The following is a 24237-nucleotide window of genomic DNA, read 5'->3' as shown; positions in this document are numbered from 1 at the left end:
CCGGCCTCCCACGGACGGGGAGTGCCGGCCGCCGGCTGTCACACGGAAGTCACAATCTTCGTCATTTCCGCACGCTGTTTCGTACACTCATAAAAGGTCATGAGTGCCAGCGACAGCCCCGGCTTGCTGGCCGGCAACCCTCCATTTGCGGCGGGGTGCCCCGGGTGAAGACCTGGCCTGCCGGTCAGCTGACGGCAGGCAAGCGCGAAGTTAGGTCCTCATATGACGATTGCCGTCACCCGCAGTGGTGAACCCGAAACCAAACCAACCCGGAACTCCGTTTCCGCAAGACCCGCCGCCCAAGCTGCCCGGGTGCCGGACGGGACCGTCCAGTACCTCAGGATCGGTGACCTGCAGCTCGAATCCGGGGTCCAGCTGCCGGATGTGGTCCTCGGCTTTGAGACGTGGGGGACGCTGAATGCCGATGCCTCCAACGCCGTCCTCATTGAACATGCCCTGACCGGCGACACCCATGTGACCCGCGGTGCCAGCGAGGAGCCCGGCTGGTGGGAACAATTGGCCGGACCTGGGGCCCCCGTGGATACGGACAAGTACTTCGTCGTATCGATCAACATCCTGGGCGGCTGCTACGGCTCCACGGGACCCTCCACGCCGGCCCCCGACGGCCGCCCCTGGGGATCGAGGTTCCCGCTCGTGACTCTGCGGGACACGACCTCCGCCGAGGCGCGGCTGGCCGATGCCCTGGGCATCGACAGCTGGTACGCCGTGCTGGGCGGTTCGCTCGGCGGCGCGCGCGCCCTTGAGTGGGCCGTGACCTACCCCTCGCGGGTCCGGCGCTGCGCCGTGATTTCAGTCGGCGCCAGCAGCACCGCAGAACAGATTGCCTTCGCTCAGGCCCAGACCCTGGCCATCCGCCAGGACCCGAACTTCAACGGCGGGGACTACTACGGCGGCCCGGAACCCGAAGCGGGGCTCGCCCTCGCCCGCCGGATCGCGCACATCACCTACCGCTCCGCGGCCGAGCTCGACGGCCGGTTCGGCCGCAACGCCCAGGAGTCCGAGGCGCCCCTGGAAGCCGGATCGCTGGCCGGGCGCGGACGCTATCAGGTCGAAAGCTACCTGGACCACCAGGGCAACAAACTGGTCCGGCGTTTTGATGCCAACAGCTACATCGCCATCACCGAGGCGCTCATGAGCCACGACGTCTGCCGCGGACGCGGAAGCCTCCGGGACTCCCTGGCCCCGGCCACGGCCGAGTTCTTGGTGGCGGCCGTGGACTCGGACCGCCTGTACTTCCCCGCCCAGTCCCGTGCACTGGCCGAGGCCCTGCCGGGGGGCCCCGAGCTGCACATCATCGAGGCGCCGATCGGCCACGACGGCTTCCTCACCGAAATCGGGCAGCTCAGCGGCCAGTTGCGGAGCAATTTCTTCGCCTAGCCGCCGCTCACGGCTGTGCATTTTTGCAGATGCTCTCTGCACTAATGGTCGTTGTGGCTCACGGCCCCGGGAACCATACTCGTTGGGAATAACGCTGTGTGTGCTAATTCACACAACATCTCAGCCCAATGGTCCACGGGGTGTCGAAGGCGACACCGAAGGAGTTCTCATGAGCACGGAAAACGCTGCCGCGACGCGCGCAGGCGAGCCCGACGTCAAGACGTCCGGCCTGAAGAAGGTGGTGGCGGCCTCCATGGCCGGCACCGTGGTGGAATGGTACGAATTCTTCCTCTACGCATCCGCGGCCACGCTGGTTTTTGGCAAGGCCTTCTTCCCGAATTCGCAGACCGAACTGGACGGAATCCTCGCGGCGTTCCTCACGTACGCCGTCGGCTTCGTTGCCCGCCCGATCGGCGGGATCGTCTTCGGCCACTTCGGCGACAAGTTCGGCCGCAAGCAGCTGCTCCAGCTCAGCATCATCCTGGTGGGCGTGTCCACGTTCCTGATGGGCTGCCTGCCCACCTTCGCGCAGATCGGCTACTGGGCCCCGGCGCTGCTGGTCTTCCTTCGCTTCGCCCAGGGCTTCGCCGTCGGCGGGGAATGGGGCGGCGCCGTCCTGCTCGTCGCGGAGCACAGCCCCAGCAAGTCCCGCGGCTTCTGGGCCAGCTGGCCGCAGTCCGCTGTTCCGCTGGGCAACCTCTTCGCCACCGCGGTGCTGTTCATCCTGTCCTCCGTGCTGTCCTCGGCGGACTTCCTTAGCTGGGGCTGGCGGGTCGCCTTCTGGCTCTCCGCCGTGATCGTCCTCATCGGTTACTACATCCGCACCAAGGTCAGCGACGCCCCGATCTTCCTGGAAGCACGCAAGGAAGTTGAGGCAGGGCACAAGGGCTACGGCGTTGCCGAGGTCTTCCGCCGCTACCCCCGCGGCGTGTTCACCGCGATGGGCCTGCGCTTCGCGGAGAACATCCTGTACTACCTCGTGGTCACCTTCTCAATCACCTACCTCAAGACGGTGGTCCACGCCGACACCGCCCGGATCCTGCTGCTCCTGCTCGTGGCCCACTTCATCCACTTCTCCGTGGTGCCCATGGTCGGCCGGCTCTCGGACAGGGTGGGCCGCAAGCCCGTCTACATGGCCGGCGCCGTTCTGGGTGCGACCTGGGGCTTCTTCGCCTTCCCGATGATGGACACCGGAAACGATCTGATCATCCTCGCCGCGGTCATCATCGGCCTGCTCTTCCACGCCCTGATGTACGCCGGGCAGCCGGCCATCATGGCCGAGATGTTCCCGACCCGGATGCGGTACTCCGGCGTGTCCCTCGGTTACCAGGTGACCTCGATCGTGGCCGGTTCGCTCGCGCCGATCATCGCCGTCGCGCTGCTGGGCCAGTACAAGTCCTCCGTCCCGGTGGCCATCTACCTCCTGATCGCCTGCGCGATTACCGCCGTCGCCGTGTTCTTCCTCAAGGAGACCCGCGGCGTCTCGCTCCACGACGTCGACGCCGCCGACGCCCAGGGCACCGCAGACCTCCTCGCCGCCGGCAAGCGGTAAGCCGCCGGCCCGGGGAAACATGGCCCGGGGAAACCTGTTGAGTGGCCGACGGCCTGGATTCGCGCACCGCGCGGACCCGGGCCCTCGGCGTTAACGCTGCTCATGATCTCAGCGTTGCTTGGGCCCCGGGGATTAGAGTGGGCGGGCAGGCAAGCCCAGGATCCGGGAGGCATTGTGACCACGCTCGTCAACCGACCCAACACGGCACTGGTCGTGGTGGACATGCAGCTCGGCGTCGTCGCGGGGGCCTACCGCCGCGACGACGTCGTCGCGACCATCGCCGCCGTCGTGCAGAGGGCACGCGACGCCGGGGTGGACGTCATCTGGGTGCAGCATGGCGGCGAGGAGCTCCCGCGGGGCAGCGACGCCTGGCAGTACGTGCCGGAGCTCGTGCGGCGTGATGCGGAGCCGCTTGTGCCCAAGGAGTACAGCGACGCCTTCGAGGCTACGGACCTGGAGTCGGTGCTGGCAGACCGCGGGATCGGCCGCTTCTTCCTGGCCGGCGCGCAGACGGACGAGTGCATTCGCTCGACCCTCCACGGCGGAATCACCCGAGGCTACGACGTCACGCTGGTCGCGGACGCCCACACCACCGAGGACCTGAGCGAATATGGCGCGCCGCCGCCGGAACTCGTGGTGGCCCACACCAATCTGTACTGGCAGAACCACAAGGCCCCGGGGCGGACGGCCGGAACCGTCAACGCGGCCGATATCGACTTCGCCAGCCTTTTGTGATCCTAGCCCTTCATGATTTCAGCGCGCTGGGACATGTAGTCCTCCATGGACAGCTTGCCGTCGCTGTACTGCTGGTCCAGCTCGGCGAGCTTGCGGGCCCGGTAACCCTGCGGGGCCGACGGCGTCTGGGGCGCCTGCGGCTGCCCTGCACCCGGGGCGGGTTCGTGCCGCTGCGGCTGGGGCGGGTTGTTCAGGTACTCCGGGCTGTCCTCGTAGGGAACGGGTGATCCGTAGCCGGCCGGGCCCGGATACTGCTGTCCGGGGTACGGCTCGGTCGGGAACGGCTGGTCCGGGAACCGCGGGCCCGGGTACGGCTGGCCCGGGTTCTCCCCGCCCGGGTACGGCTGGCCCGGGTACCGCTGGCTCGGGTACGGCTGGCCGGGATACGGCTGATTGGCTTCTCCGGTCTGCTTCGGCGCGCCCAGTTGGCCGAAGCCGCCAAAGTAGTCCTGCTGCGTGTACCCGTCCCGCGGCTGGTTGCTCTGGTTTGGCGGGTTGCCTTGGTTTGCCGGGTTGCTTTGGTTTCCGGGGAACCGGCCGAACTGGCCCGGCATGTTCTGGTTCCGGCCGCGGGCGGACCTCCGGTAGAGGCGCACTCCCATGGGAATCAGGAACGACAACACAATGATCCAGAAGAACATACTGCTCACGGTACGGGGCCTTTCAGCTGCTGGGCCTCTTCATTTGCGGGGCCTGAGGAGTGTGCCTCCAGCTTAGGCCCCGCAGGCTCAGGACCGTACCGCGTCCTCGGTGCCCGGCGGGCCTTCGCCCGAGCCCAGCGGTACGCCGGGCCCGAACACCGGCCCCGGCAGGGGCCGCTTGGCCGTCACGCCGTCGCCCGAGGAACGGTGCCGCAGCCGCCGCACCACCCACGGAACAAAATATTCCCGGGCCCACACAAGGTCCCCGCTGCGGGCCTCCCGCCAACTGCGCTGCGGCATCGGCTTGGGGGCGAGCGGCTCCAGGGTGTGTTCGACGTTCAGCGAATCCAGCACCATCGCCGCAATCGTATGGTGGCCCAGCGGCGAAAAGTGCAGCCGGTCAACATCCCACATCTGCGGATCATTAAGCTGGCGCAGAGACCACATGTCCGCGATCACGGCGTCGTGGCGCGCGGCGATCGTGCGCAGGTTTTCGTTGTAGATGGCCACCTTGCTGCGGATCCGTCCGAGCACCGTGGATCCTGTGTCCGGACCGTTGAACAGGACCACGGTGGCGCCGCCCAGGCTCAGGATCTGCACCACCGAGTCCAGCCTTTCGGCCAGCACGTCCGGATCCCCGCCCGGGCGGATGAGGTCGTTGCCGCCCGCGGAGAGCGTGATGAGGTCCGGCTTGAGGGACAGGCAGTGCGCCAACTGCTGGTCCACGATCTGCTGCAGGAGCCTGCCGCGGACGGCCAGGTTGGCGTACGCGAAGTCGTTGTGGCCGCGGCTGAGCTCCTCGGCCACCCTGTCGGCCCAGCCCCGGTGGCCGCCCGGGCTCGCCGGCTCCGGATCGCCGATGCCTTCCGTGAACGAGTCGCCCATGGCCACGTAACGGGTCCACGGGTGGGTCACGACGGTGTCCGTTGACGTCTCCGGTGAATTTTCCATGGCTTCGGTTTCGCTCACGTTCTTATCCTGCACTCTTCCTGTCAAGCTACGCCACCGTAGGTTGTTACCGCCGGGTAACTGTAAGAATGGTTCCATGACTCACGCTGATGCCTTCCCCGCCCCTGTCGTCGAATGGTCCAAGCCGGAGCAGGAACGTGCGGGCAAGCCGCTGATTGTCCTGCTCCACGGCTACGGCGCCAACGAACAGGACCTGCTCAGCCTGGCGGACATGCTCCCGCAGGAATTCGCGGTAGCCTCCGTGCGCGCCCCGATCGCCATGGGACCGGGCTTCACCTGGTTCCCGCTGACGGCGTCCATTGACTATTCGCTCGACGCCGTCAAGGCCGCCGCGGCGTACGTGCAGGACTGGATCGACTCCATCAAGGCCGACCACCCCTCGGTAACGCTGCTCGGATTCTCGATGGGCATGGCCATGGCCACCACGCTGCTGCGGCAGCGGCCGGCGGACTTCGCCGCCGTCGTCGGGCTCTCAGGTTTTGCCGTCGACGCCGGCGGTGACCCCAGCTTCCGCGATGCCGAACTGGACGGCACCGTGCCGATGTTCTGGGGACGCGACCAGCAGGACCCGGTGATCACCCCGGACAAGATCGAGTTCACCATGGGCTGGGTGCGCAAGCACGTGAAGCTCACCAAGGTCCTGTACACCGGCATGTGGCACGGCATCAACCAGCAGGAAATCGGCCACGTCTCCGAGTTCCTCACGCACGCGGTCCTCAACTCCAGGAAGTAGCCGCCCGGACGGCTGGCCAGGGGTAAGCCGGCTAGGATCCCGCGGGCGCGCTGATCCGCACGGTCTGGCCGTTCACCGTGACGGTGTCGCCGTCGTGAAGCTGCCGCCCGCGGCGCTCATCAATTTCGCCGTTGACCTTGACCAGCCCGTTCTTGATCAGGTCCGCAGCCTCCACACCGTCCTCCACCAGATTCGCGAGCTTCAGCAGCTGGCCCAGCCGGATCATGGTGTCGCGGATGGTGATGTCTTCAATTTCCGGATTGCTCATATAGGCAATGATGCCTGACCTAAGGTGGCACCAATGACGCACACACCCCGGCTCCCGCTCATCGCGGGGCTGCCTATGGCCGTCGCGGCGGGGTTGTTCATACCGTTGCAGGGCCGGATCAACGGCGCGCTCGGGGTGGAGCTCCGCGACGGCATTGGTGCCGCCGTCGTCAGCTTCAGCACCGGGTTAGTGGTGATGGGCGTCATTTCCGTGGCACTGCCCAAGGGCCGGGCAGGTCTGGCCCGGATCCTGCCGGCCGTGCGCGAACGGCAGTTTCCGCGTTACTACGTCCTGGCAGGCTGCATCGGGGCGCTTTTCGTCTTCGCCCAGTCCTTCACCGTGGCACTGCTCGGCGTTGCCCTCTTCACTGTGGCCGCCGTGACGGGGCAGACCCTCAGCGGTCTGTTGGTGGACCGGATGGGAATCGGGCCCGCGGGGAAGAGGCCCATCACCGGTATCCGGGTGCTCGGCAGCGTGCTCACCGTCGCCGCCGTTGCGTGGGCGGTGTCGCCGAGGTTCAGCGCCGGAGAGTCCGTGCTGCAGCTGCTTCTTCCCGTGCTGCTGCCGCTTCTGGCCGGGTTCCTGATGAGTTTCCAGCAGGCCATGAACGGCACCGCCACCGTCCACTACGGGTCCCCGATCGCCGCGACCCTCGTGAACTTCATCGCCGGGGCCGTCCTGCTATGGGCGGCGTGGCTGGTCAAGCTTGCCGTGTCCGGTGCCGGCAATCCGCTGCCGGGGCAGTGGTGGTACTACCTTGGTGGGCCGCTCGGGTGCGTCTTCATCGGCGTCGGCGCCCTCCTGGTCCGCAGCCTGGGCGTGCTGGTCACGGGCCTCGGGATGATCGCCGGGCAGCTGCTGGGATCCCTCGGACTGGACCTGGTTTTCCCGGTCCCCGGGACCGTCGTCGCGCTGCCCACCGTCCTGGGCACCCTGCTGACGCTCGGTGCCATCATCCTGGCCACCCTGCCCTGGCCGCGGGGCGCACTGAAGCGGTAGCGTGCCGGTAGGCTTGGAGATTGCATCGCCCTGTTCGTATCGCACACTTCGCATCGCACTGTTCGTATCACCCCGTCCGGCAACCAGCCGGCGACCCGGGCCTGACACCGCGGACCGCACCCAGCGGCCCTGTAGAAATTGGAGTTACCATGGCAGCAAAATCCGTCCTCGACCAGATCATTTCCCTCGCCAAGCGACGGGGTTTCGTTTTCCAGGCCGGTGAAATCTATGGTGGCTCGCGTTCTGCCTGGGATTACGGGCCCCTCGGCGCCGAGCTCAAGGAAAACATCAAGCGCCAGTGGTGGCAGTCCGTGGTCCGCGGCCGCGAAGACGTCGTAGGCCTCGACTCCTCCGTCATCCTGCCCCGCCAGGTCTGGGAAGCCTCCGGCCACGTCGAGGTCTTCTCCGACCCGCTGGTGGAGTGCCTGTCCTGCCACAAGCGCTACCGCGCGGACCACCTTGAGGAAGAGTACGAGGAGAAGAAGGGACGTCCTGCCGAGAACGGCCTCAAGGACATCGCCTGCGCCAACTGCGGCACCCGCGGCCAGTGGACGGAGCCCCACGAATTCTCCGGCCTGCTCAAGACCTACCTCGGCCCCGTCGCCAGCGAGGAAGGCCTGCACTACCTGCGGCCCGAAACCGCCCAGGGCATCTTCGTGAACTTCAGCAACGTCCTGACCACCTCGCGGAAGAAGCCGCCGTTCGGCATCGGCCAGATCGGCAAGTCGTTCCGCAACGAGATCACGCCGGGCAACTTCATCTTCCGCACCCGCGAGTTCGAGCAGATGGAAATGGAATTCTTCGTCGAGCCCGGCACCGACGAGCAGTGGCACCAGTACTGGATGAAGGAACGCATGTCCTGGTACACGGGCCTGGGCATCCGCGAAGAGAACCTGCGCTTCTTCGAGCACCCGCTGGAGAAACTCAGCCACTACTCCAAGGGCACCACGGACATCGAATACCGCTTCGGTTTCCAGGGCTCGGAGTGGGGCGAGCTCGAAGGCATTGCCAACCGCACCGACTTTGACCTCTCCACCCATGCCAAGGCTTCCGGCGCGGACCTGAGCTACTTCAACCAGGCCACCAACGAACGCTACACCCCGTACGTGATCGAGCCCGCGGCCGGCCTGACCCGCTCGTTCATGGCCTTCATGATCGATGCTTACACCGAGGACGAGGCCCCCAACGCCAAGGGCGGGGTGGACATCCGCACGGTGCTCAAGCTGGATCCGCGCCTGGCTCCGGTGAAGGCAGCCGTCCTGCCGCTGAGCCGCAACGAGGACCTGTCCCCGAAAGCCAAGGACCTCGCCGCCCAGCTGCGCAAGAGCTGGAACATCGAGTTCGACGACGCCGGCGCCATCGGCCGCCGCTACCGCCGCCAGGACGAGATCGGCACCCCGTTCTGCATCACCGTGGACTTCGAGACCCTCGAGGACCAGGCCGTCACCATTCGCGAACGCGACACCATGAGCCAGGAACGCGTCTCCCTGGACAAGGTGGAGGGCTACCTGGCCGCGCGGCTGATCGGCGCCTGATCATGGCCATCGAATACCGGGAATGGCGGGAGGGCGACGACCTCGCGCTGCTGGAAATCTGGGGCGGCCCGGAGACCGTGCAGGCCGGGCAGTTCCGCGGCACCCTGGCGCCCTCGGGCAATGCGCCGTGGCGCCGCTGCATTGTGGCCGAGGACGTCGTCGACGGCGTCGCCATTCCCGTGGCGGCGGCCGTGGTCCACGAGGCCTCGCTGCACCCGGAACGGCTCTGGGCGTATATCGAGGTCGCCCGGGACCACCGCCGCGCCGGCATTGGGTCCACCCTGCTGACCATGCTTCGGCACGAGGCCGCCAAGTCGCCGTCGGGAGTGTCCAAGCTCCGCTGCAAGGTGGAGCCGGGCACGCCCGGGGCGGCGTTTGCCGAGGCCGCGGGCATGGCCCCGATCCAGCGCTCCCGCCTGATCGTCGTGGACCCTGCGCCGCTGAAACTGCCGGTGTTCGGCGACGGTTCCGAGTCGGCGGCCAGCGACCAGGTCGAAGACCTGGCCACGGGCTCGGTGGAGCTCAGCGACGTCGTTGGCCGGTACTACACGGCCGTGCACACTTGGGACAGCCCGGGGGAGTTGAGCGTTGCCATGGTGCAGCGGTTGTTCCTGGATGACCTCAGCGGCGCCCACGGCGCGATTGTGCTGCGGGCACCCAAAGCCAGTGCCTTCGGGCACGGCATAGCGGCGAGCCGCAAGGGCCGGCTGGAGGGGTTCGCCATCAGCTACGCGCAGGGCACTCCAGGCGCCGGAGCCGACGCCGATGGTGCCGGTTCTGCCGGACCCGCTGCGCCTACCGAGGTGTTCCTCGGGCACGAGCCCAAGCTCGGCGAGGACGAGGCCCGCGCCGCCGTGCGGGATCTCCTGGCCCTGATCGCCTACCAGCACCCGGTAATGCTGGAACTGGACGATGCGATGACCGCCCTGCGCGCCGTCGTCGAACCGCTGCTCGAGACCGGCAAAGCCCACGTCCAGGGCTCCGAAACCCTCGTGGTTGCGGACCCGGCCTAGCCCTTAACCCGACTGACTCGCAGTTGCGGCCGTTTTGAAGCGTGATAACGGCCCCAGCTGCGAGTCAGTTTGCGTTGAGGGCCCGATCTATCGGCGCCTGGCACCCGGGCGCCGCGGGCCGTCGGCCGCGTCGAGGCGGCGCCGTTCCTCCTCGGTCGGGGCACCGCCGCCGAGCGCGGCGGGCATCCACCAGGCCCCGGGGTCCGGTTTCAGCGGGAAATCCGCCATACCGACGTCGATCCCGTGCTGGAGGGTCCTGGCCAGCTGCGCGGTGGCCGGCTGCGCGTCCTGTGCCGGGTCCGGGAGCGAGTCCGGCAGGATCGGCTCGCCCACGTGGATACGCACCGGGGCGCGCCAGGCCCGCCGCGGCGAGAATCCATGTTGGCGGGTCATCAGCCGGTGCGCGCCCCAGATGGAGACCGGGATGATCGGCACACCGGCTTCGGAGGCCATCCGTACGGCGCCGGTCTTGCACTCGCGTACGGTGAAGCTGCGGCTTACCCCGGCCTCCGGAAGGATGGCAATGTACTCGCCCGCCAATAGCCGGGCGACCGCGGCGTCGTAGGCGTGGACTCCGGATCCGTAACCGACAACCACGTGGCCGGCCGCGCTGACCGCGGGCCCGGCAAACCAGTGGTCGGCGGCTCCCTGCGTCACGAGGAAGCGCATCTGGGCACGGTTGTGCCACCACAAGATCATCTCGGCGAAGGCAAAGTCGAGGTAGCCGAAGTGCGTGATCGCGACGACCGCGCCCTGGCCGGGCACCACCCGGCGGGACTTGCCGCGTCGGGAAGCCTGGGGGGAATCATTGAGCGGTCCGGGCTTGGGCAGGTGCTCCCGCCCCGTGACGAGGACGCGGATCCGGAACAGCCAGCGCAGGGCGAGACCGGTGCGGACGATGAACCGGTAAAAGCGGTCGCTGGGCCCTGGTCTCCACTTCATCGGCCGCCGGCCCATGCCGGCACCTGCCATGCCGGCACCCGCCACGCCAGTCCCGCAGCGCAAGTGCCGGCCATATCAGCGCCCGCCATATCAGTGCCCGCCGGCGCGCCGCCGGGGCGGCAAGGGCAGGAACCCGGACGTGGATTCGATGTATTCCTTATAGCCGGGCCGTGCAGACATCGCTTTTTCCGTCAGCGGCTTCCCGGTGCGGCCCGCCAGTGCCCAGATCATCAGGGCGGGGGAGAGGATGGTCAGGACACCGGGCCACGAATCGGCGGTCACGAGGAAGAGGCCCGCCCAGACCGCGGCGTCGCCGAAGTAGTTCGGGTGGCGGGTGTAGCGCCACAGACCGGTGTTGAGGACCGTGCCGCGCTTGGCGGGATCGGCCTTGAACTGCGTCAACTGCCAGTCCCCGACCGTCTCGAACACAAAACCAAGAACCCAGAGCAGGACGCCGAGGAACGCCAGCCAGCCCAAGCTGCCGGTGGCGAACATGCCGACCTGGATAGTGAGCGAGACGAAGAACATCACCATCCCCTGAGGCAGGTAGACCCGCCGGAGCGCGTAGACGTTGCGTGATCCGGGTGCGGCGGAGAGCATGTCCACGTAGCGCGGGTCCTCGTGGCCGCCGCGTGCACGCACACCGATGTGGACCGCGAGGCGAATGCCCCACACCGCAACCAGCGCCAGAAGCAGCAGCCGGCGGCCGGCGTCGCCGTGGCCGGCGGAGAGTACCCAGGAGATGGCCGCGACCACCACGAACCCGAGGCCCCAGACGGTGTCGATGACGGAATGGCGGTTCTGCCGCACGGCAACGGCGAAGGTCAGCGCCAGCAGGACCGCCAGTCCCGCGATGACCCACGGCAGGCTGGCGAGGAAGGCATCCAGCGGGAACGGCTGCATCACAGCACCACCGGCATGCGAGTTCCGGCGGCCGGCAGAATGCTGCGCAGTGCGTCCGTGGCGCCGGAGACGTCAGCCCCCGTGCTTTCCCCGAAGGCGTCCAGGATGAAGTCATCGGCGAGTGAGTTCCACAGCGCTACCCGGCGGAACATGAAATGCCCGGCACCCGTGAGGGAGACGTACTCAACAGAGGCGGCCACGCCGTCGGCCCGGCGTGCGTAGTCCAGCGAATTCGACGGACTGGTCCAGCGGTCCTCCGTGCCGTGCACGATCAGGACCCGGCGGTCGGCGACGGGTTGGACCGGCGTTTTGTGATTGAGCCACGGGGCGAGCGCGACGACGACCTCCACCTGCGGATCGTCAGCCACGCAGAGTGCCGTGAGGCCTCCCATGGAGTGGCCCAGCAGGTACACCGGTACGCCGGGATGTTCCTGACCGATCCGGGAAAGCGCCCAGCGGGCGTCCTGAACGGGGGACATGTCCTCCCCGTTCCAGCCCCTGTACCGGTTGCGCAGGGTCCAGACGGCGAGCCCGTGCGGTCCGCCTTGCCGGTTCAGCGCCCGGGCGAAGGGCAGCATCCGGGCCGGGCTCAGGTGCCGGCCGCGGACGGGATCGTAGCTGTCCGCGCGTCCGCCGTGCAGGACCAGGGCGACTCCGCGGGTCTCCCCGGCCGCATCGGCGATGGACAGCACGGCCTTGGCGGCAGGTCCGGGGCGGCCCGCCTCCGGTTCGCGGTCATCTAGTTTGCGCTTGGCCACGCGTGTCCTTCCCGTTCTTCGTCCGTCAATTACCAACCATAGGTTGCAGCCTCCGCCCGTCAAGGGAATCACTGCCTAGTGTGGATTCGGAGCCGGAGCCCCCGGCGATGGGTTCGGGTGATGCCGGACCCTTGACGGGGGAATGCGGGAGGAGTATGCCTGTGCACGTAAACCTCCGGGCGCCACGCCGGCTGGGAGCGCAGAGAACCGTCCGGGTCGAATCTCACGACGAAATCGACGGTACTGAAAATGAACGGAATAAAGTTCGATACCCTGCGCGAGCAAGTCCGCGGGCCGGTCGTCACGCCCGGCGACGCGGACTACGACGCGGCCCGGGCAGTGCACAACGGCATGATCGACAAGCACCCGGCCGCTGTGGTCCGTGTGTCCCAGGTGGCGGACGTTATGGCGGCCGTCAACTTCGCCCGCGACAACTCCCTGGATCTGGCCGTCCGCGGCGGCGGCCACAGCGGTCCGGGCTTTGGCACCTGGGATGACGCTGTTGTCATCGACTTCTCCACCACCACCGGCGTCCGGATAGATCCGTCGAACAAGACGGCGAGGACCGAGGCCGGCGCAACCTGGGCCGATTTCAATCACGCCACGCACGCCTTCGGACTGGCGACCACCGGTGGCATCATCGGCTCAACCGGTGTCTCCGGACTCACGCTCGGCGGGGGCATTGGCTATCTCTCCCGGAAGCACGGGCTCAGTTGCGATAACCTCCTCTCGGCCGACGTCGTCACCGCGGACGGGAAATTCCTCACTGCGAGCGAAAGCGAGAATGACGACCTTTTCTGGGCGCTGCGAGGCGGGGGCGGCAACTTCGGCGTCGTGACCTCGTTGGAATACCGCCTGCATCCTGTGGACATGGTCCACGCGGGGATCATCATCTACCCGGCCGAGCACGCCGAAACCGTGGCGAAATTCTACCGCGAGCACCTGGCGGCAGCCCCTGAAGAGTTCGGCGCGTTCCTCGCCTTCCATCAGGGACCGCCGGTTCCGTTCCTTCCGGAACAGTGGCACGGGAAGCCGGTCTGCATTGTGGTCGGGATGTGGACGGGCGACCTCGCCGAAGGGCCGGCCCGCTGGCAACCATTCCTCGACGTCGCCCCGGTGGCCGGATCCATGGTGGGGCCGATGCCGTATCCGGCCTTGAACTCGGCGTTCGACCCGATGTATCCCAAGGGGCTGTTGGCCTACTGGAAGGCGGCCTTCCTGACCGAACTCAACGACGGCGCCATCGACGCACACCTTGAGTTTGGCCGACGTGTGCCCAGCCTGCAGACAGCCGTGCACATCTATCCAATCGACGGCGCTGTGCACCGTGTGGGAGTGACGGATACGGCCTTCCCCAACCGGAACGCCAAGTTCTCCCCGGTTATAGCCTGCCACTGGGAGGACCCGGCGGACAGCGAGGCGAACATCGCCTGGGTACGGGATTACGCGGCTGCGCTGCAGCCGTACTCCGAGACCGCGGGCTACATCAATTTCATGGACGGCGATGATATGTCCAAGGTCGCGGAGAACTACGGACCCAATTACAGCCGCCTGCGGGAGATCAAGGCCAAGTACGATCCGCAGAACCTCTTCCACGTAAACCAGAACATCACCCCGGCCTGACCAGCCCGCCTCCGCGGCGCCGGAGCTCCGGGCTCAGGGCGGCGGGAGCATGCGGCGTCATCTGTCCGGAGCGGCGCCGACAGCGCCGTAGAGTTTTCGGCATGAGGTTGAACTGCTGATGGGCGCCGGACATTCGCACTCCCACGCCGGGCACCCCAGCGCCGGTCACGCGGAGCCGACGCCCCGCATGCTGGCGGCACGGAAGAAGGCCAACTGGATCCTGGCCGCCATCCTGATCCCGCTGACTTTGCTGACCCTGGCGGCCATGGCCTTCCTGTGGCCGTCGGGGAGCAAAGAGGGCATCACGCTGGCCAGCCCCTATGCGGCGGCCCCGGGCGTGACGTTCGATACCGGCAAGATCCAGCGGGTGGTCGTCGGCAGCTGTTCGGATGCGCAGACAAGCGGCGATCCCGCGGCCCAGCAGGGCGCATCCGGGGCCGACGCCGCCGTCCAGCCGCCGCAGGCGGGCTCACAATGCACGTTTGCCTACACCGAGCCGGACAAGGGCGGCAACCCGGTGAAAGTGGTCATCAACCCTGACATCGCGAAATCCCACGGCGTGAAACCCGGAGACAACATCCGCTACCTCAACCTCTCCAAGGCCCAGGGCGCCTCAGAAGCCCAAGGCGCGCCCGCCTACGTTTTCGTCGACTTCGTCCGGACTCTACCGATCATCTTCCTGGCCGTGCTCTACGCCGTCGTGGTGATTGCGGTGGCGCGCTGGCGCGGCCTGCGGGCCCTGATCGGACTCGTCGGGGCCTACGTCGTGCTCGTCTCCTTCATGCTGCCCGGACTGGTCGAAGGAAAGCCGCCGCTGCTCCTGGCACTGGTGGGGTCCACGGTGATCATGATCGGGGTGCTGTACTTCGCCCACGGTTTCTCCGCCCGGACCTCGACGGCGCTGCTGGGGACCATGTTCGGCCTCGCCATTACGTCGCTGCTGGCCGCCTGGGCCACCGACGCCGCGAACCTCGCCGGCGTGGGCAGCCACGACGCCGCCACGCTCACCAACATTTCCGACAACATCTCGATCTCCGGCATCATCCTGTGCGGGCTGATCATTTCCGGCCTGGGCGTGCTGAACGACGTCACGATCACGCAGTCGTCGGCGGTCTGGGAACTGTGGGAACTCGCCCCCGACACCAGCGCCCGGCAGCTCTTTGCCTCCGCGATGCGGATCGGCCGGGACCACATCGCCTCCACGGTCTACACGATCGCGTTTGCCTATGCCGGCGCGGCCCTGCCCGTCCTGATCCTGGTCATGCTCTACGAGCGCCCGCTCGGGGACGCCCTGACCAGTGCAGAACTCTCCGAGGAAGTCATCCGCACCCTCGTCGGTTCGGTAGGACTGGTCCTGGCCGTGCCGGTCACCACCCTCATTGCCGTGCTCGTCGTCAAGGCCACCGGGATCAAAGGCAGTACCGCAGACCCCGCGGCCGCGCTCGCCGGTGCACCCGACGTCGGAGTGCCCGCGCTCGCCGGCGTTGGGGACGGCGGTTGGGCCGGGCTCTCCGTTGGGGCCGACGTCGGCCGGTACCCGGGCGGGTCCGCCGGGCGCCGGTCGGCGGACAGCGCGCCCGGCGCACCGGGAGGGACCGAACCGGACGACGCCGGGCCTGCCACGCGCCGGGGGCGGCGTGCCGCCCTGTGCGATTGATACGGCGTTTGGCGGCGCCCGGATTTTCCTCACAGCCCGGCCTGTCCACATAACCGACGCCGGATCCGACCGATTTGCCCGTCTTTGAGACAATGGTCGGGTGACTGTTGTAGCAACGCCTCCCGCCCCCAAGCTGGAACTCCCGCCCCTGAAGCTGGGCCCGATCACCGTGGACACCCCCGTGATCCTGGCTCCCATGGCGGGTATCACCAACTCCGCCTTCCGCAGGCTGTGCCGTGAATACGGCGGCGGCCTGTACGTCGCGGAGATGGTCACCTCGCGCGCCCTAGTGGAACGCACGCCGGAGTCGCTGCGCATCATTTCGCACGACGACGACGAGAAAGTCCGCTCCGTCCAGCTCTACGGCGTGGACCCCGTGACCGTCGGCCAGGCCGTCCGGATGCTGGTCGAGGAAGACCGGGCGGACCACATCGACCTCAACTTCGGCTGCCCCGTCCCCAAAGTCACCCGGCGCGGCGGCGGCTCGGCCCTGCCCTGGAAGATCGACCTTTTCACCTCGATCGTCCAGACCGCTGTCAAGGAAGCCTCCCAGGGCAACATCCCGCTGACCATCAAGATGCGCAAGGGCATCGACGAGGACCACCTGACATACCTCGACGCCGGCCGGATCGCCCGCGATTCCGGCGTTGCCGCCGTCGCTCTTCACGGCCGCACGGCCGCGCAGTTCTATTCCGGCCAGGCCGACTGGTCTGCCATCGCCCGGCTCCGCGAGGCGCTGCCGGACATCCCGGTCCTCGGCAACGGCGACATCTGGTCCGCCGAAGACGCGGTCCGGATGGTCCGCGAAACGGGAGTGGACGGCGTTGTCGTCGGCCGGGGATGCCAGGGCCGGCCGTGGCTGTTCGGCGATCTCATGGCCGCGTTCGAAGGCAGCGACCAGCGGCACCGGCCGGATCTGGGCCAGGTGGCCGAAAGCGTCTACCGGCACGCCGAGCTCATGGTCGAGACGTTCGGGGACGAGGGCAAGGCCCTGCGCGAAATCCGCAAGCACATCGCCTGGTACTTCAAGGGCTACGTGGTCGGGAGCGAGCTGCGGACCAAACTCGCGCTCGTCGCCAGCCTCGAGGTGCTCCGCGCAACCCTGGATCAGCTGGACCTCGACTCTCCGTACCCCGGGGTCGATGCCGAGGGCCCGCGCGGCCGCGCCGGCTCGCCCAAGAAGCCCGCCCTGCCCAAGGACTGGCTGCTGAACCGGACCCTGGATGACGAGCAGAGCCGCGACATCTCCTTCGCCGAACTGGATGTCTCCGGTGGCTGAGACCCGGACCACCGCCCCCGTCCTGGACGGCTACACCTCCCGCGACTCCGCCCGGTGGGTCGAAGAGCCGCCCAAGACCACCTACCGTTCGGACTTCGAGCGTGACCGTGCGAGAGTCCTGCACTCCTCGGCCCTGCGCCGGCTCGGCGCGAAGACCCAGGTGGTCGCCCCGGATACCGACGACTTCGTCAGGACCCGGCTCACGCACAGCCTCGAAGTGGCCCAGGTGGGCCGCGAACTCGGCCGCGCCCTCGGCTGCGATCCCGACGTCGTGGACACCGCCTGCCTCAGCCATGACCTCGGCCACCCGCCCTTCGGCCACAACGGGGAAGCGGCGCTCAACGAGGTGGCCCACGCGATCGGCGGTTTTGAAGGCAACGCCCAGACGCTGCGGCTGCTGACCCGGCTTGAGCCGAAGGTCCTGGCCCCCGATGGCCGTCCGGCAGGCCTGAACCTGACCCGGGCGAGTCTCGATGCCGCCGCCAAGTACCCGTGGTCCGCCGTCAACGCGCCCGTCATCCACGGGGAGCGGACCAGCAAGTTCGGCGCCTATGAGGACGACCTCCCCATCTTCGACTGGATTCGCGAAGGCGCCCCGGAACGCCGGTCCTGCCTCGAAGCGCAGGTCATGGACCTGGCGGACGACATCTCCTACTCGGTGCACGACGTCGAGGACGCGATCGTCGCAGGGCACTTCCAGCTGCGCTGGATGGACAACCCGGACCATCGTGCCCGCGTCGTCGGGTACGCCAAGCAGTGGTACCTGCCGCACAACGACCCCGCCGCGATCGACGCCGCGCTGGCGCGGCTGGAGGCCACGAGCGTCTGGGTGCGCGAGGCCGACGGCAGCCGCAAGGCCATGGCGGCGCTCAAAGACATGACCAGCCAGTTGATTGGCCGGTTCTGCCAGAGTGCGCTGGAAGCCACCCGGGCCGTTTACGGCCCGGAGAACCTCACCCGCTACCACGCGGAACTGATCGTCCCGGACGAGACCGTCATGGAAATCGCGGTGATGAAGGGCCTGGCCACCACATTTGTGATGACCACCGAGCACCGCCAGCCCATCTACGAGCGCCAGCGGGAGGTCCTGCACGCCCTCGTCACCGCCCTCAGCGCCACGGAGGACCGCCACCTGGAGCCGATGTTCGCCGCCGACTGGCTCGACGCGGGGGACGACGCCGGGAGGCTGCGCGTCGTGATCGACCAGGTCGCGTCGCTGACGGACGGCTCGGCGCTGGCCATGTACGAGCGTCTCGTGGGCAGCCTGCCGTCGCTGTGGTGACCCAGCCAGCCGCCTGGAGGCAGGACCACCACCCAATAGACAGGAATGTCTAAGGGTTTACAAAGGAACTCCGGGGATCATGGGAACACAGGCCTAACCGCAGAGGAAGGGGACACCCGTGGATACCCGGGACAAGGGCAGGCGACTGGCCAGCGGCATCACCGCGGCAGTCGGCATCGGCAGCCTCGCGGCTGCGGGCGTCGCCGCCGCCGTCGTGTATTCCGCCACGCCCTCCAGCGCTTCAAAGACTTCTCCTGCGACCGCCAGCTCGAACTCGTCCGGACGGTCAGCGCGCCACGGCTCCGGCACGGCGGACGGCGGCAGCACCACGCAGAATAACGGCACGAGCCGCTCGCACGGATCAACCCCCGTCCGGCCGGGCAACGGCAGCGTCACCCACGGTCAATCCTCGGGGTCCTAAGGTGGAGGCGCAGGCAGCTTGGACCGTCTGGGGCCTTGACGCTTCCCTTGCTGTTACCGACGCCGGAATGCTCGCCGCCGCCCAGGAGATCGTCCAGAGCGTCCTTGCCGACGTCGAGCTCGCATGCAGCCGCTTCCGGGACGACTCGGAACTCACCAGGCTCCAACCGCAGCTGGCTGCCGGGGCGATCGTTAGCCCGACACTCCTCGACCTCGTTGAGCGGGCCCTGGCCGCCGCCCGGTGGACGGACGGCGCCGTCGATCCGACCCTCGGCACGGATCTGGCCGCCCTCGGGTATGACCGGGACCTCGTCAGCGTGCAGGTGCTGCCGGACGACCCCCGTCCGCAAGGTTCGCAGCCGGTCCCGCCGGCCGGTTCGGTCAGGGCACGGCGCGTTCCCGGATGGTCACGGATCAGGATTGACGGGCGGACGCTGACCGTTCCCGCCGACATCCGGCTGGATCTGGGCGCCACCGCCAAGGCAGCCGCGGCAGACCGCGCTGCAACCGAGGTGCATTCGCAACTGGGATGCGGGGTGCTCGTCTCTTTGGGCGGCGACCTGGCGACCGCCGGCCCGGGGCCGGGAAGCCCCGGCGCTGCGGCCCCAGGCGCGGGCCCCGGAGCCGGCCCCGGAGCGACAGAGCCGTGGCAGGTTCTGGTCCAGGACCTTCCCACGGACCCGAGCCAGCACATCGCCCTGGACCCCGGATCCGCCGTGGCCACGTCCAGCACGCAAAAACGCCGGTGGAAGCACGCGGGAGCGGACGTCCACCACGTTCTTGATCCCCGTTTCGGGCTGCCCGCAGAGGCCGTGTGGAAGACGGTGACGGTGGCGGCTCCGACGTGTCTGGAAGCCAATGCCTTCAGCACCGCCGGCATTGTTCGCGGCTTCGCCGCCGTCGAATGGTTCCGTTCCGCGGGTGTCACGGCCCGGCTGGTGGATCAACGCGGAAGCATTGTCACCACCGGCGGCTGGCCGGCGGAGAGCAACATCGTGGAAGTGCGTGCGTCCCGTGGATGAGGCCATGTGGGCGTTCGGCCGGGTGAGCGGCTTCATGTCCCTTGCCCTGTTCACGGTGTCGGTCCTGTTGGGCATCCTCACCCGCTCCGGCCGGCCCTTGCTGGTGCTTCCGAGGTTTTCCGTCAGCATCCTGCACCGGAATATCGCCTTGTTGGCCACGGTGTTCCTGGGGCTGCACGTTGGGTCCCTATTGTTGGACTCCTTCGCGAAGCTGCGGCCTGTCGACGTCGTCGTGCCGTTCCTTGGCTCGTTCCGGCCGTTCTGGCAGGGCCTGGGGACCGTGGCACTGGACCTCGTCGCGGCCGTCATCGTGACAGCCCTACTGCGGCAACGGATCGGGCACCGGGCGTTCAAGGCCGTGCACTGGCTCACCTACGCGGTCTGGCCGGTGGCGATGGCCCATGCACTCGGCAACGGCACGGACGCCGCCGGCCAGTGGTTTCTGCTGCTGGCGGCCGCGTCCGGCGCAGCGATCGCCGGTGCCCTGCTGTGGCGGCTCTCTTCAACGTTCCTCGAAACCGCCAGAGCCCGTGGAGGTAACCTCCAATGAGCTCGATGCCCGGCGTGCTCCCTCAACCGCCGCTGCCCAATGCGCAGCCGCTGGCGCGTCTTTTGGCCGCCGGCGCGGAGGCCGGGTACGCCCGGCACGTGGACACCTTCGGGCCTCTTGATCCCGACGCCGTCGCACCCGGGCTGCTGAACCTGCTGGACGCGTCGGGGCTGACCGGACGCGGCGGCGCCGCCTTCGCGACCTGGCGCAAGGCGCTGGCAACATCACAATCCGGGCGGAAGCGCCTTGTTCCCGCGCGGCCCGTCGTGATCGCCAACGGCGCCGAAGGGGAGCCGCTGAGCTTCAAGGACCGTACGCTCCTGGCGCACGCCCCCCACCTGGTGATTGACGGTCTGCTGGCCGCGACGCGGGCGGTCTCGGGCACGCAGATGTACCTCTATGCGCCTGCTGCCAGCCTTCCCGGGGTGCAGGAGGCCCTCTCCGGACACCCCGGGGGCCGCCGGATCCAGATTGTGGAGTCACCGGAAACGTTCATCTCCGGCGAGGCGAGCGCCGTCGTCAACAGCATCGCCACCGGCTCCGCGATCCCGCTCGACAAAGGCCGCCGGCTCAGCGACACCGGGCTCAAGGGGCGCCCCACCCTGGTCCTCAACGTCGAAACCCTGGCCCATGTGGCCCTCATCGCACGGTTCGGCGCGGACTGGTTCCGCGAAGTCGGGACGCCCACGGACCCTGGCACGCGGCTGCTGTCCGTGTCCGGCCCAGGGCCCGGCCCGGACGTCGTCCTGGAGGTGCCCGGCGGCGCAAGGCTCACCGACGTCGTTCAATCCGCCGGCATGGACCCGGCCTCCCTGTCGGCCGTTCTCGTCGGCGGCTACCACGGCCGCTGGGTGCGGCCGGCGGCCTACGTCCTCTCGCCCGGCGGTCCCGCCGGCCACGTGGTCCGGCCCGGAGCAGGTGTCATCCACGCCTTGGGGGCGGAGCAGTGCGGGCTTGGAGCCACTGCGGGGATCGTGGCGTACCTGGCCGGGCAGTCCGCCCGGCAATGCGGCCCTTGCATGTTCGGGCTGCCCGCCATGGCGGGAATCTTAAACCGGATCGCGGCAGGAGAACAGGACCCGCGGCTGCCGGAGGAACTGGGCCGGCTCGGCACGCTTGTCTCAGGACGCGGGGCCTGCCATCACCCGGACGGAACAGCGCAGCTGATCAGCAGTGCGCTGGAGGTCTTCGCCGACGACGTGCGGTCCCATCTCACCGGGCGCTGCTCCGGATCCGGAAGCTGGACGCCATGACCGCCACCCTTCACATCGACTGGACCAGGTGCGACGGCCGCGGCCTGTGCACGGAGCTGCTCGCCGGGGTGCTCATACGGGACGACTGGGGGTACCCGGTGGCCCGTGGAAGGCAGGGTCCTGAGCGCACCGACGTCCCCATCAGGCCCACCGACGCGGACGCCGCGCGCGACGCCGTCTCGCTCTGCCCGAAACTCGCCCTCAGCCTCCGGGACCCTGCTTCCGGAGGCCCGCAGCGCCGGCGCTAGTCCCCGGCCGGGCCGGTCCGTGTCGGCCCGGCGTACTAGGATGGCACTGTGGCCGGCCTGATCAAACGTGAAGATATCGACGAAGTACGCCAGCGCACTGACATCAAAGAAGTTATCGATGGCTACGTGACGCTCAAGGGAGCCGGGCTGGGTTCCTACAAAGGCCTGTGCCCCTTCCACGACGAGCGCTCACCCTCCTTCACCGTGCGACCCCAGGTGGGCCGGTACCACTGCTTCGGCTGCGGCGAGGACGGCGACGTCATCTCCTTCGTGCAGAAACTGGACCACATCTCCTTCCACGAGGCCGTGGAAAAGCTGGCCCATCGGATCGGCTTCGAGCTCCACTACGAGGACGGCGGCTCCGGACCCAACCGGGAGGACATCGGCCGGCGCCAGCGGCTGCTGGATGCCCACAAGGTGGCCGACGAGTTCTTCCGGTCCCAGCTGCTGACCCCGGGCGCCGCAGAGGGCCGAAATTTCCTCTACGGCCGGGGCTTCGACCGTGCGGCAGCGGAACAGTTCGGGGTGGGGTATGCCCCGCAGGGCTGGGACGCGCTGCTCAAGCACCTGCGCGGCCGCGGCTACACCGACGCCGAACTCAAGCTGACCGGCATGTTTTCCGAAGGCAACCGGGGCATCTACGACCGCTTCCGCGGACGGCTGATCTGGCCCATCCGGGACATCGCCGGTGACACCATCGGCTTCGGCGCCCGCAAGCTCTACGAGGACGACCAAGGCCCGAAGTACCTGAACACCCCCGAAACCGCACTCTACAAGAAGTCCCAGGTCCTCTACGGCATCGACCTCGCCAAGCGCAACATCGCCAAGGACCGCCAGCTCGTGGTGGTGGAGGGCTACACCGACGTCATGGCCTGCCATCTGGCCGGCATTCCGACGGCGGTGGCCACGTGCGGCACCGCGTTCGGCACGGACCACATCAAGATCGCCCGCCGGCTGCTGTCCGACGACGGCAGCGGGGGAGAGGTCATCTTCACCTTCGACGGCGACGCCGCCGGGCAGAAGGCGGCGCTACGCGCTTTCGAAGAGGACCAGCGTTTTGTCGCGCAGACGTTCGTGGCTGTGGAGCCCAGCGGCGCGGACCCGTGCGAGCTCCGTCAGTCCAAGGGCGACTCCGCGGTCCGGGACCTGATCGGAAGTCGCCGTCCGCTGTTCGAGTTCGCCATCCGCGCCACCCTCAAACGGCACAATCTGGACACCGTCGAGGGCCGGATCGCGGCCCTGCGTGAATCAGCGCCCGTGGTGGCGCAGATCCGCGACGCCGGTATCCGGCCGGCCTATGCCCGCGAACTGGCTGGCTGGCTGGGGATGCCCGTCGAGGAGGTCAGCAGGGCCGTCGGTGTGGCGACCAAACGCGCCGCACAAGGTGCCCCAGCCACTCCGGGCGGCGGCCCGGGCCGCAGCCAGGGCGGAGCCCAGGCCGGCGGACCCAGCACCGGGCATGGCCCGGGGCAGGCAGGAGCCCCGGGCCATGCCGGGTCCGGCCGCGGCTACGCGGGGCCGGGACCCGGCGTGGCGCCCTTGCCGGCGTCGGCCGTTCTTCCGTCCTTCAACCGGCCCGATCCGCGGGATCCGGTCGCGGCGATGGAGCGTCAGGCCCTCGAGGTCGCGCTCCAGGAGCCCGGCATGCTGGAGGGCGAGACGTGGCAGCGTTTCTCCGAGGCACGGTTCTCCACGCCCGCCTATCTCGCCATCCACGAGGCCATCCGCGCCACCGGACTCGGGTCCGCGGGGGACCCGGTGCGCTGGGTGGAGCAGTTGCTGCAGGAGGTTCCCGAGCCGCTGCGGCCGCTCGTGTCCGAACTTGCGGTGGTGCCGCTGCCGGCAAACACGCCCGAGGGCGTCCTGCGCTACTGCAGGGACATCCTGGCCCGCCTGTTTGAGCTCCAGATCACCCGCGTGAAGGCGGAGAAGATGGGGCAGTTGCAGCGCCTGGATGCCTCGGCGGATCCCGAGGAATTCCAGCGGCTGAATCGCGAACTAATGCAGTTGGAGATGCAGCGGAGATCGTTGCGCTCGGACGCCTGAGGCGCCGATTTCGTTTCCCGGGCTGGTGTTTGCTAGGCTTATACCCGCTTCATTCCTCCTTAGCTCAATTGGCAGAGCATTCGACTGTTAATCGAAGGGTTGCTGGTTCAAGTCCAGCAGGAGGAGCGCGCAGTCCCCGTTCCGGGTTTCCGGGACGGGGACTTTTTTTATACCCGGAGGGGGTATTTCGCGGGCTGCTTCCACGGGTTCTCCGGTCGATTTCCCTACCGGCAAAACCTTTGCTAATGTCATACCTGCTTCATTCCTCCTTAGCTCAATTGGCAGAGCATTCGACTGTTAATCGAAGGGTTGCTGGTTCAAGTCCAGCAGGAGGAGCGGACAGGTCCCGCGGCCGGTGAAAACCAGCCGCGGGACCTTTTTTATTGCATTCTTTTCGGGTCCTGTCTCTGA

The 24237-nt window shown here is 68.1% G+C and carries 23 protein-coding genes, 2 tRNA genes and 1 riboswitch; of the genes, 19 read left to right on the top strand and 6 right to left on the bottom strand.

Translation table 11 applies throughout. The annotated features are described in order from the left end of the window. The first annotated feature begins 95 nt into the window (after positions 1–95). Positions 96–211: riboswitch (SAM riboswitch) on the top strand. Between the two features lie 11 nt (positions 212–222). The 3 genes from metX (at position 223) to ABD243_RS07695 (ending at position 3685) form a co-directional block, all read left to right on the top strand. Beyond that, complete coding sequence (gene metX / locus ABD243_RS07705; protein ID WP_344363951.1) at positions 223–1398, top strand: homoserine O-acetyltransferase MetX; 1176 nt, start codon at positions 223–225, stop codon at positions 1396–1398. Between the two features lie 169 nt (positions 1399–1567). Further along, positions 1568–2950 (top strand): MFS transporter, encoded by a 1383-nt coding sequence (locus ABD243_RS07700; protein WP_116768264.1) that lies wholly within the window; start codon positions 1568–1570, stop codon positions 2948–2950. A gap of 174 nt (positions 2951–3124) precedes the next feature. Then, complete coding sequence (locus ABD243_RS07695) at positions 3125–3685, top strand: isochorismatase family protein (RefSeq protein WP_344363947.1); 561 nt, start codon at positions 3125–3127, stop codon at positions 3683–3685. Positions 3686–3687: 2 nt separating this feature from the next. On the opposite strand, the gene ABD243_RS07690 is transcribed toward ABD243_RS07695, so the two are convergent. Beyond that, entirely contained in the window at positions 3688–4326 is a 639-nt protein-coding gene (locus ABD243_RS07690; RefSeq protein ID WP_344364383.1) for a hypothetical protein, read from the bottom strand. A gap of 87 nt (positions 4327–4413) precedes the next feature. Then, positions 4414–5277 (bottom strand): SGNH/GDSL hydrolase family protein, encoded by an 864-nt coding sequence (locus ABD243_RS07685; RefSeq protein ID WP_344364381.1) that lies wholly within the window; start codon positions 5275–5277, stop codon positions 4414–4416. 94 nt (positions 5278–5371) lie between these two features. Here ABD243_RS07685 and ABD243_RS07680 point away from each other — a divergent pair, with 94 nt between their 5' ends. Then, entirely contained in the window at positions 5372–6028 is a 657-nt protein-coding gene (locus tag ABD243_RS07680; RefSeq protein ID WP_344363944.1) for an alpha/beta hydrolase, read from the top strand. 31 nt (positions 6029–6059) lie between these two features. Here ABD243_RS07680 and ABD243_RS07675 read toward each other — a convergent pair whose 3' ends face one another. Beyond that, positions 6060–6296, bottom strand: coding sequence for an RNA-binding S4 domain-containing protein (locus tag ABD243_RS07675; RefSeq protein WP_091249566.1), 237 nt, complete (start codon positions 6294–6296; stop codon positions 6060–6062). A 33-nt stretch (positions 6297–6329) separates the two neighbouring features. Between ABD243_RS07675 and ABD243_RS07670 the strand changes: the two genes are divergently transcribed. From ABD243_RS07670 to ABD243_RS07660, 3 genes are all read left to right on the top strand, one after another. After that, positions 6330–7295 (top strand): DMT family transporter, encoded by a 966-nt coding sequence (locus tag ABD243_RS07670; protein WP_116768260.1) that lies wholly within the window; start codon positions 6330–6332, stop codon positions 7293–7295. A gap of 149 nt (positions 7296–7444) precedes the next feature. Then, a complete protein-coding gene (locus tag ABD243_RS07665) occupies positions 7445–8830 on the top strand; it encodes a glycine--tRNA ligase (RefSeq protein ID WP_116768259.1) in 1386 nt (461 codons plus the stop codon). 2 nt (positions 8831–8832) lie between these two features. Then, complete coding sequence (locus ABD243_RS07660) at positions 8833–9843, top strand: GNAT family N-acetyltransferase (RefSeq protein ID WP_344363940.1); 1011 nt, start codon at positions 8833–8835, stop codon at positions 9841–9843. 87 nt (positions 9844–9930) lie between these two features. Here the strand turns inward: ABD243_RS07660 and ABD243_RS07655 are convergent, their stop codons facing one another. The 3 genes from ABD243_RS07655 to ABD243_RS07645 all read right to left on the bottom strand — a co-directional run bounded on the left by ABD243_RS07655 (position 9931) and on the right by ABD243_RS07645 (position 12446). Continuing rightward, complete coding sequence (locus ABD243_RS07655; protein WP_344363937.1) at positions 9931–10785, bottom strand: lysophospholipid acyltransferase family protein; 855 nt, start codon at positions 10783–10785, stop codon at positions 9931–9933. 90 nt (positions 10786–10875) lie between these two features. Next, positions 10876–11688, bottom strand: a complete 813-nt coding sequence (locus ABD243_RS07650) for a DUF1295 domain-containing protein (RefSeq protein ID WP_116768257.1) — start codon at positions 11686–11688, stop codon at positions 10876–10878. Then, positions 11688–12446 (bottom strand): alpha/beta hydrolase, encoded by a 759-nt coding sequence (locus ABD243_RS07645; RefSeq protein ID WP_344363933.1) that lies wholly within the window; start codon positions 12444–12446, stop codon positions 11688–11690. Before ABD243_RS07645 ends, ABD243_RS07650 begins: the two co-directional genes overlap by 1 nt. Before the next feature lie 249 nt (positions 12447–12695). Here ABD243_RS07645 and ABD243_RS07640 point away from each other — a divergent pair, with 249 nt between their 5' ends. The 12 genes from ABD243_RS07640 (at position 12696) to ABD243_RS07585 (ending at position 24162) form a co-directional block, all read left to right on the top strand. Next, positions 12696–14069: an FAD-binding oxidoreductase gene (locus ABD243_RS07640; protein WP_344363930.1), complete on the top strand. Its 1374-nt coding sequence runs from the start codon at positions 12696–12698 to the stop codon at positions 14067–14069. Positions 14070–14187: 118 nt separating this feature from the next. After that, on the top strand, positions 14188–15726 hold the full coding sequence (locus ABD243_RS07635) for a YibE/F family protein (RefSeq protein ID WP_344363928.1): 1539 nt from the start codon (positions 14188–14190) through the stop codon (positions 15724–15726). Positions 15727–15826: 100 nt separating this feature from the next. Next, positions 15827–17005, top strand: coding sequence for a tRNA dihydrouridine synthase DusB (gene dusB, locus ABD243_RS07630; RefSeq protein ID WP_344363926.1), 1179 nt, complete (start codon positions 15827–15829; stop codon positions 17003–17005). Continuing rightward, on the top strand, positions 16989–18287 hold the full coding sequence (locus tag ABD243_RS07625) for a deoxyguanosinetriphosphate triphosphohydrolase (protein ID WP_175460403.1): 1299 nt from the start codon (positions 16989–16991) through the stop codon (positions 18285–18287). Before dusB ends, ABD243_RS07625 begins: the two co-directional genes overlap by 17 nt. A gap of 118 nt (positions 18288–18405) precedes the next feature. Continuing rightward, a complete protein-coding gene (locus tag ABD243_RS07620; protein WP_344363923.1) occupies positions 18406–18708 on the top strand; it encodes a hypothetical protein in 303 nt (100 codons plus the stop codon). Position 18709: 1 nt separating this feature from the next. Continuing rightward, a complete protein-coding gene (locus tag ABD243_RS07615; RefSeq protein ID WP_344363919.1) occupies positions 18710–19729 on the top strand; it encodes an FAD:protein FMN transferase in 1020 nt (339 codons plus the stop codon). Next, positions 19713–20279, top strand: coding sequence for a ferric reductase-like transmembrane domain-containing protein (locus ABD243_RS07610; protein WP_344363917.1), 567 nt, complete (start codon positions 19713–19715; stop codon positions 20277–20279). Before ABD243_RS07615 ends, ABD243_RS07610 begins: the two co-directional genes overlap by 17 nt. Further along, a complete protein-coding gene (locus ABD243_RS07605) occupies positions 20276–21532 on the top strand; it encodes an NADH-ubiquinone oxidoreductase-F iron-sulfur binding region domain-containing protein (protein WP_344363915.1) in 1257 nt (418 codons plus the stop codon). Before ABD243_RS07610 ends, ABD243_RS07605 begins: the two co-directional genes overlap by 4 nt. Next, positions 21529–21780 carry a ferredoxin gene (locus ABD243_RS07600; protein ID WP_344363913.1) on the top strand — a complete coding sequence of 84 codons (252 nt, stop codon included), beginning with the start codon at positions 21529–21531 and terminating at the stop codon, positions 21778–21780. The genes ABD243_RS07605 and ABD243_RS07600 overlap by 4 nt, the downstream gene beginning before the upstream one ends. Before the next feature lie 48 nt (positions 21781–21828). After that, positions 21829–23826: a DNA primase gene (gene dnaG / locus ABD243_RS07595; protein ID WP_344363911.1), complete on the top strand. Its 1998-nt coding sequence runs from the start codon at positions 21829–21831 to the stop codon at positions 23824–23826. Between the two features lie 53 nt (positions 23827–23879). Next, a tRNA-Asn gene (locus ABD243_RS07590) sits at positions 23880–23952 on the top strand. Positions 23953–24089: 137 nt separating this feature from the next. Beyond that, positions 24090–24162: transfer RNA gene (locus tag ABD243_RS07585), tRNA-Asn, on the top strand. The last annotated feature ends 75 nt before the right edge of the window (positions 24163–24237 follow it).

The organism is Arthrobacter humicola (assembly GCF_039531445.1).
GTDB classification, from domain to species: domain Bacteria; phylum Actinomycetota; class Actinomycetes; order Actinomycetales; family Micrococcaceae; genus Arthrobacter; species Arthrobacter humicola.
Note: the sequence above shows the minus strand (reverse complement) of the source record. Positions and strands in the feature narration are given on the sequence as shown.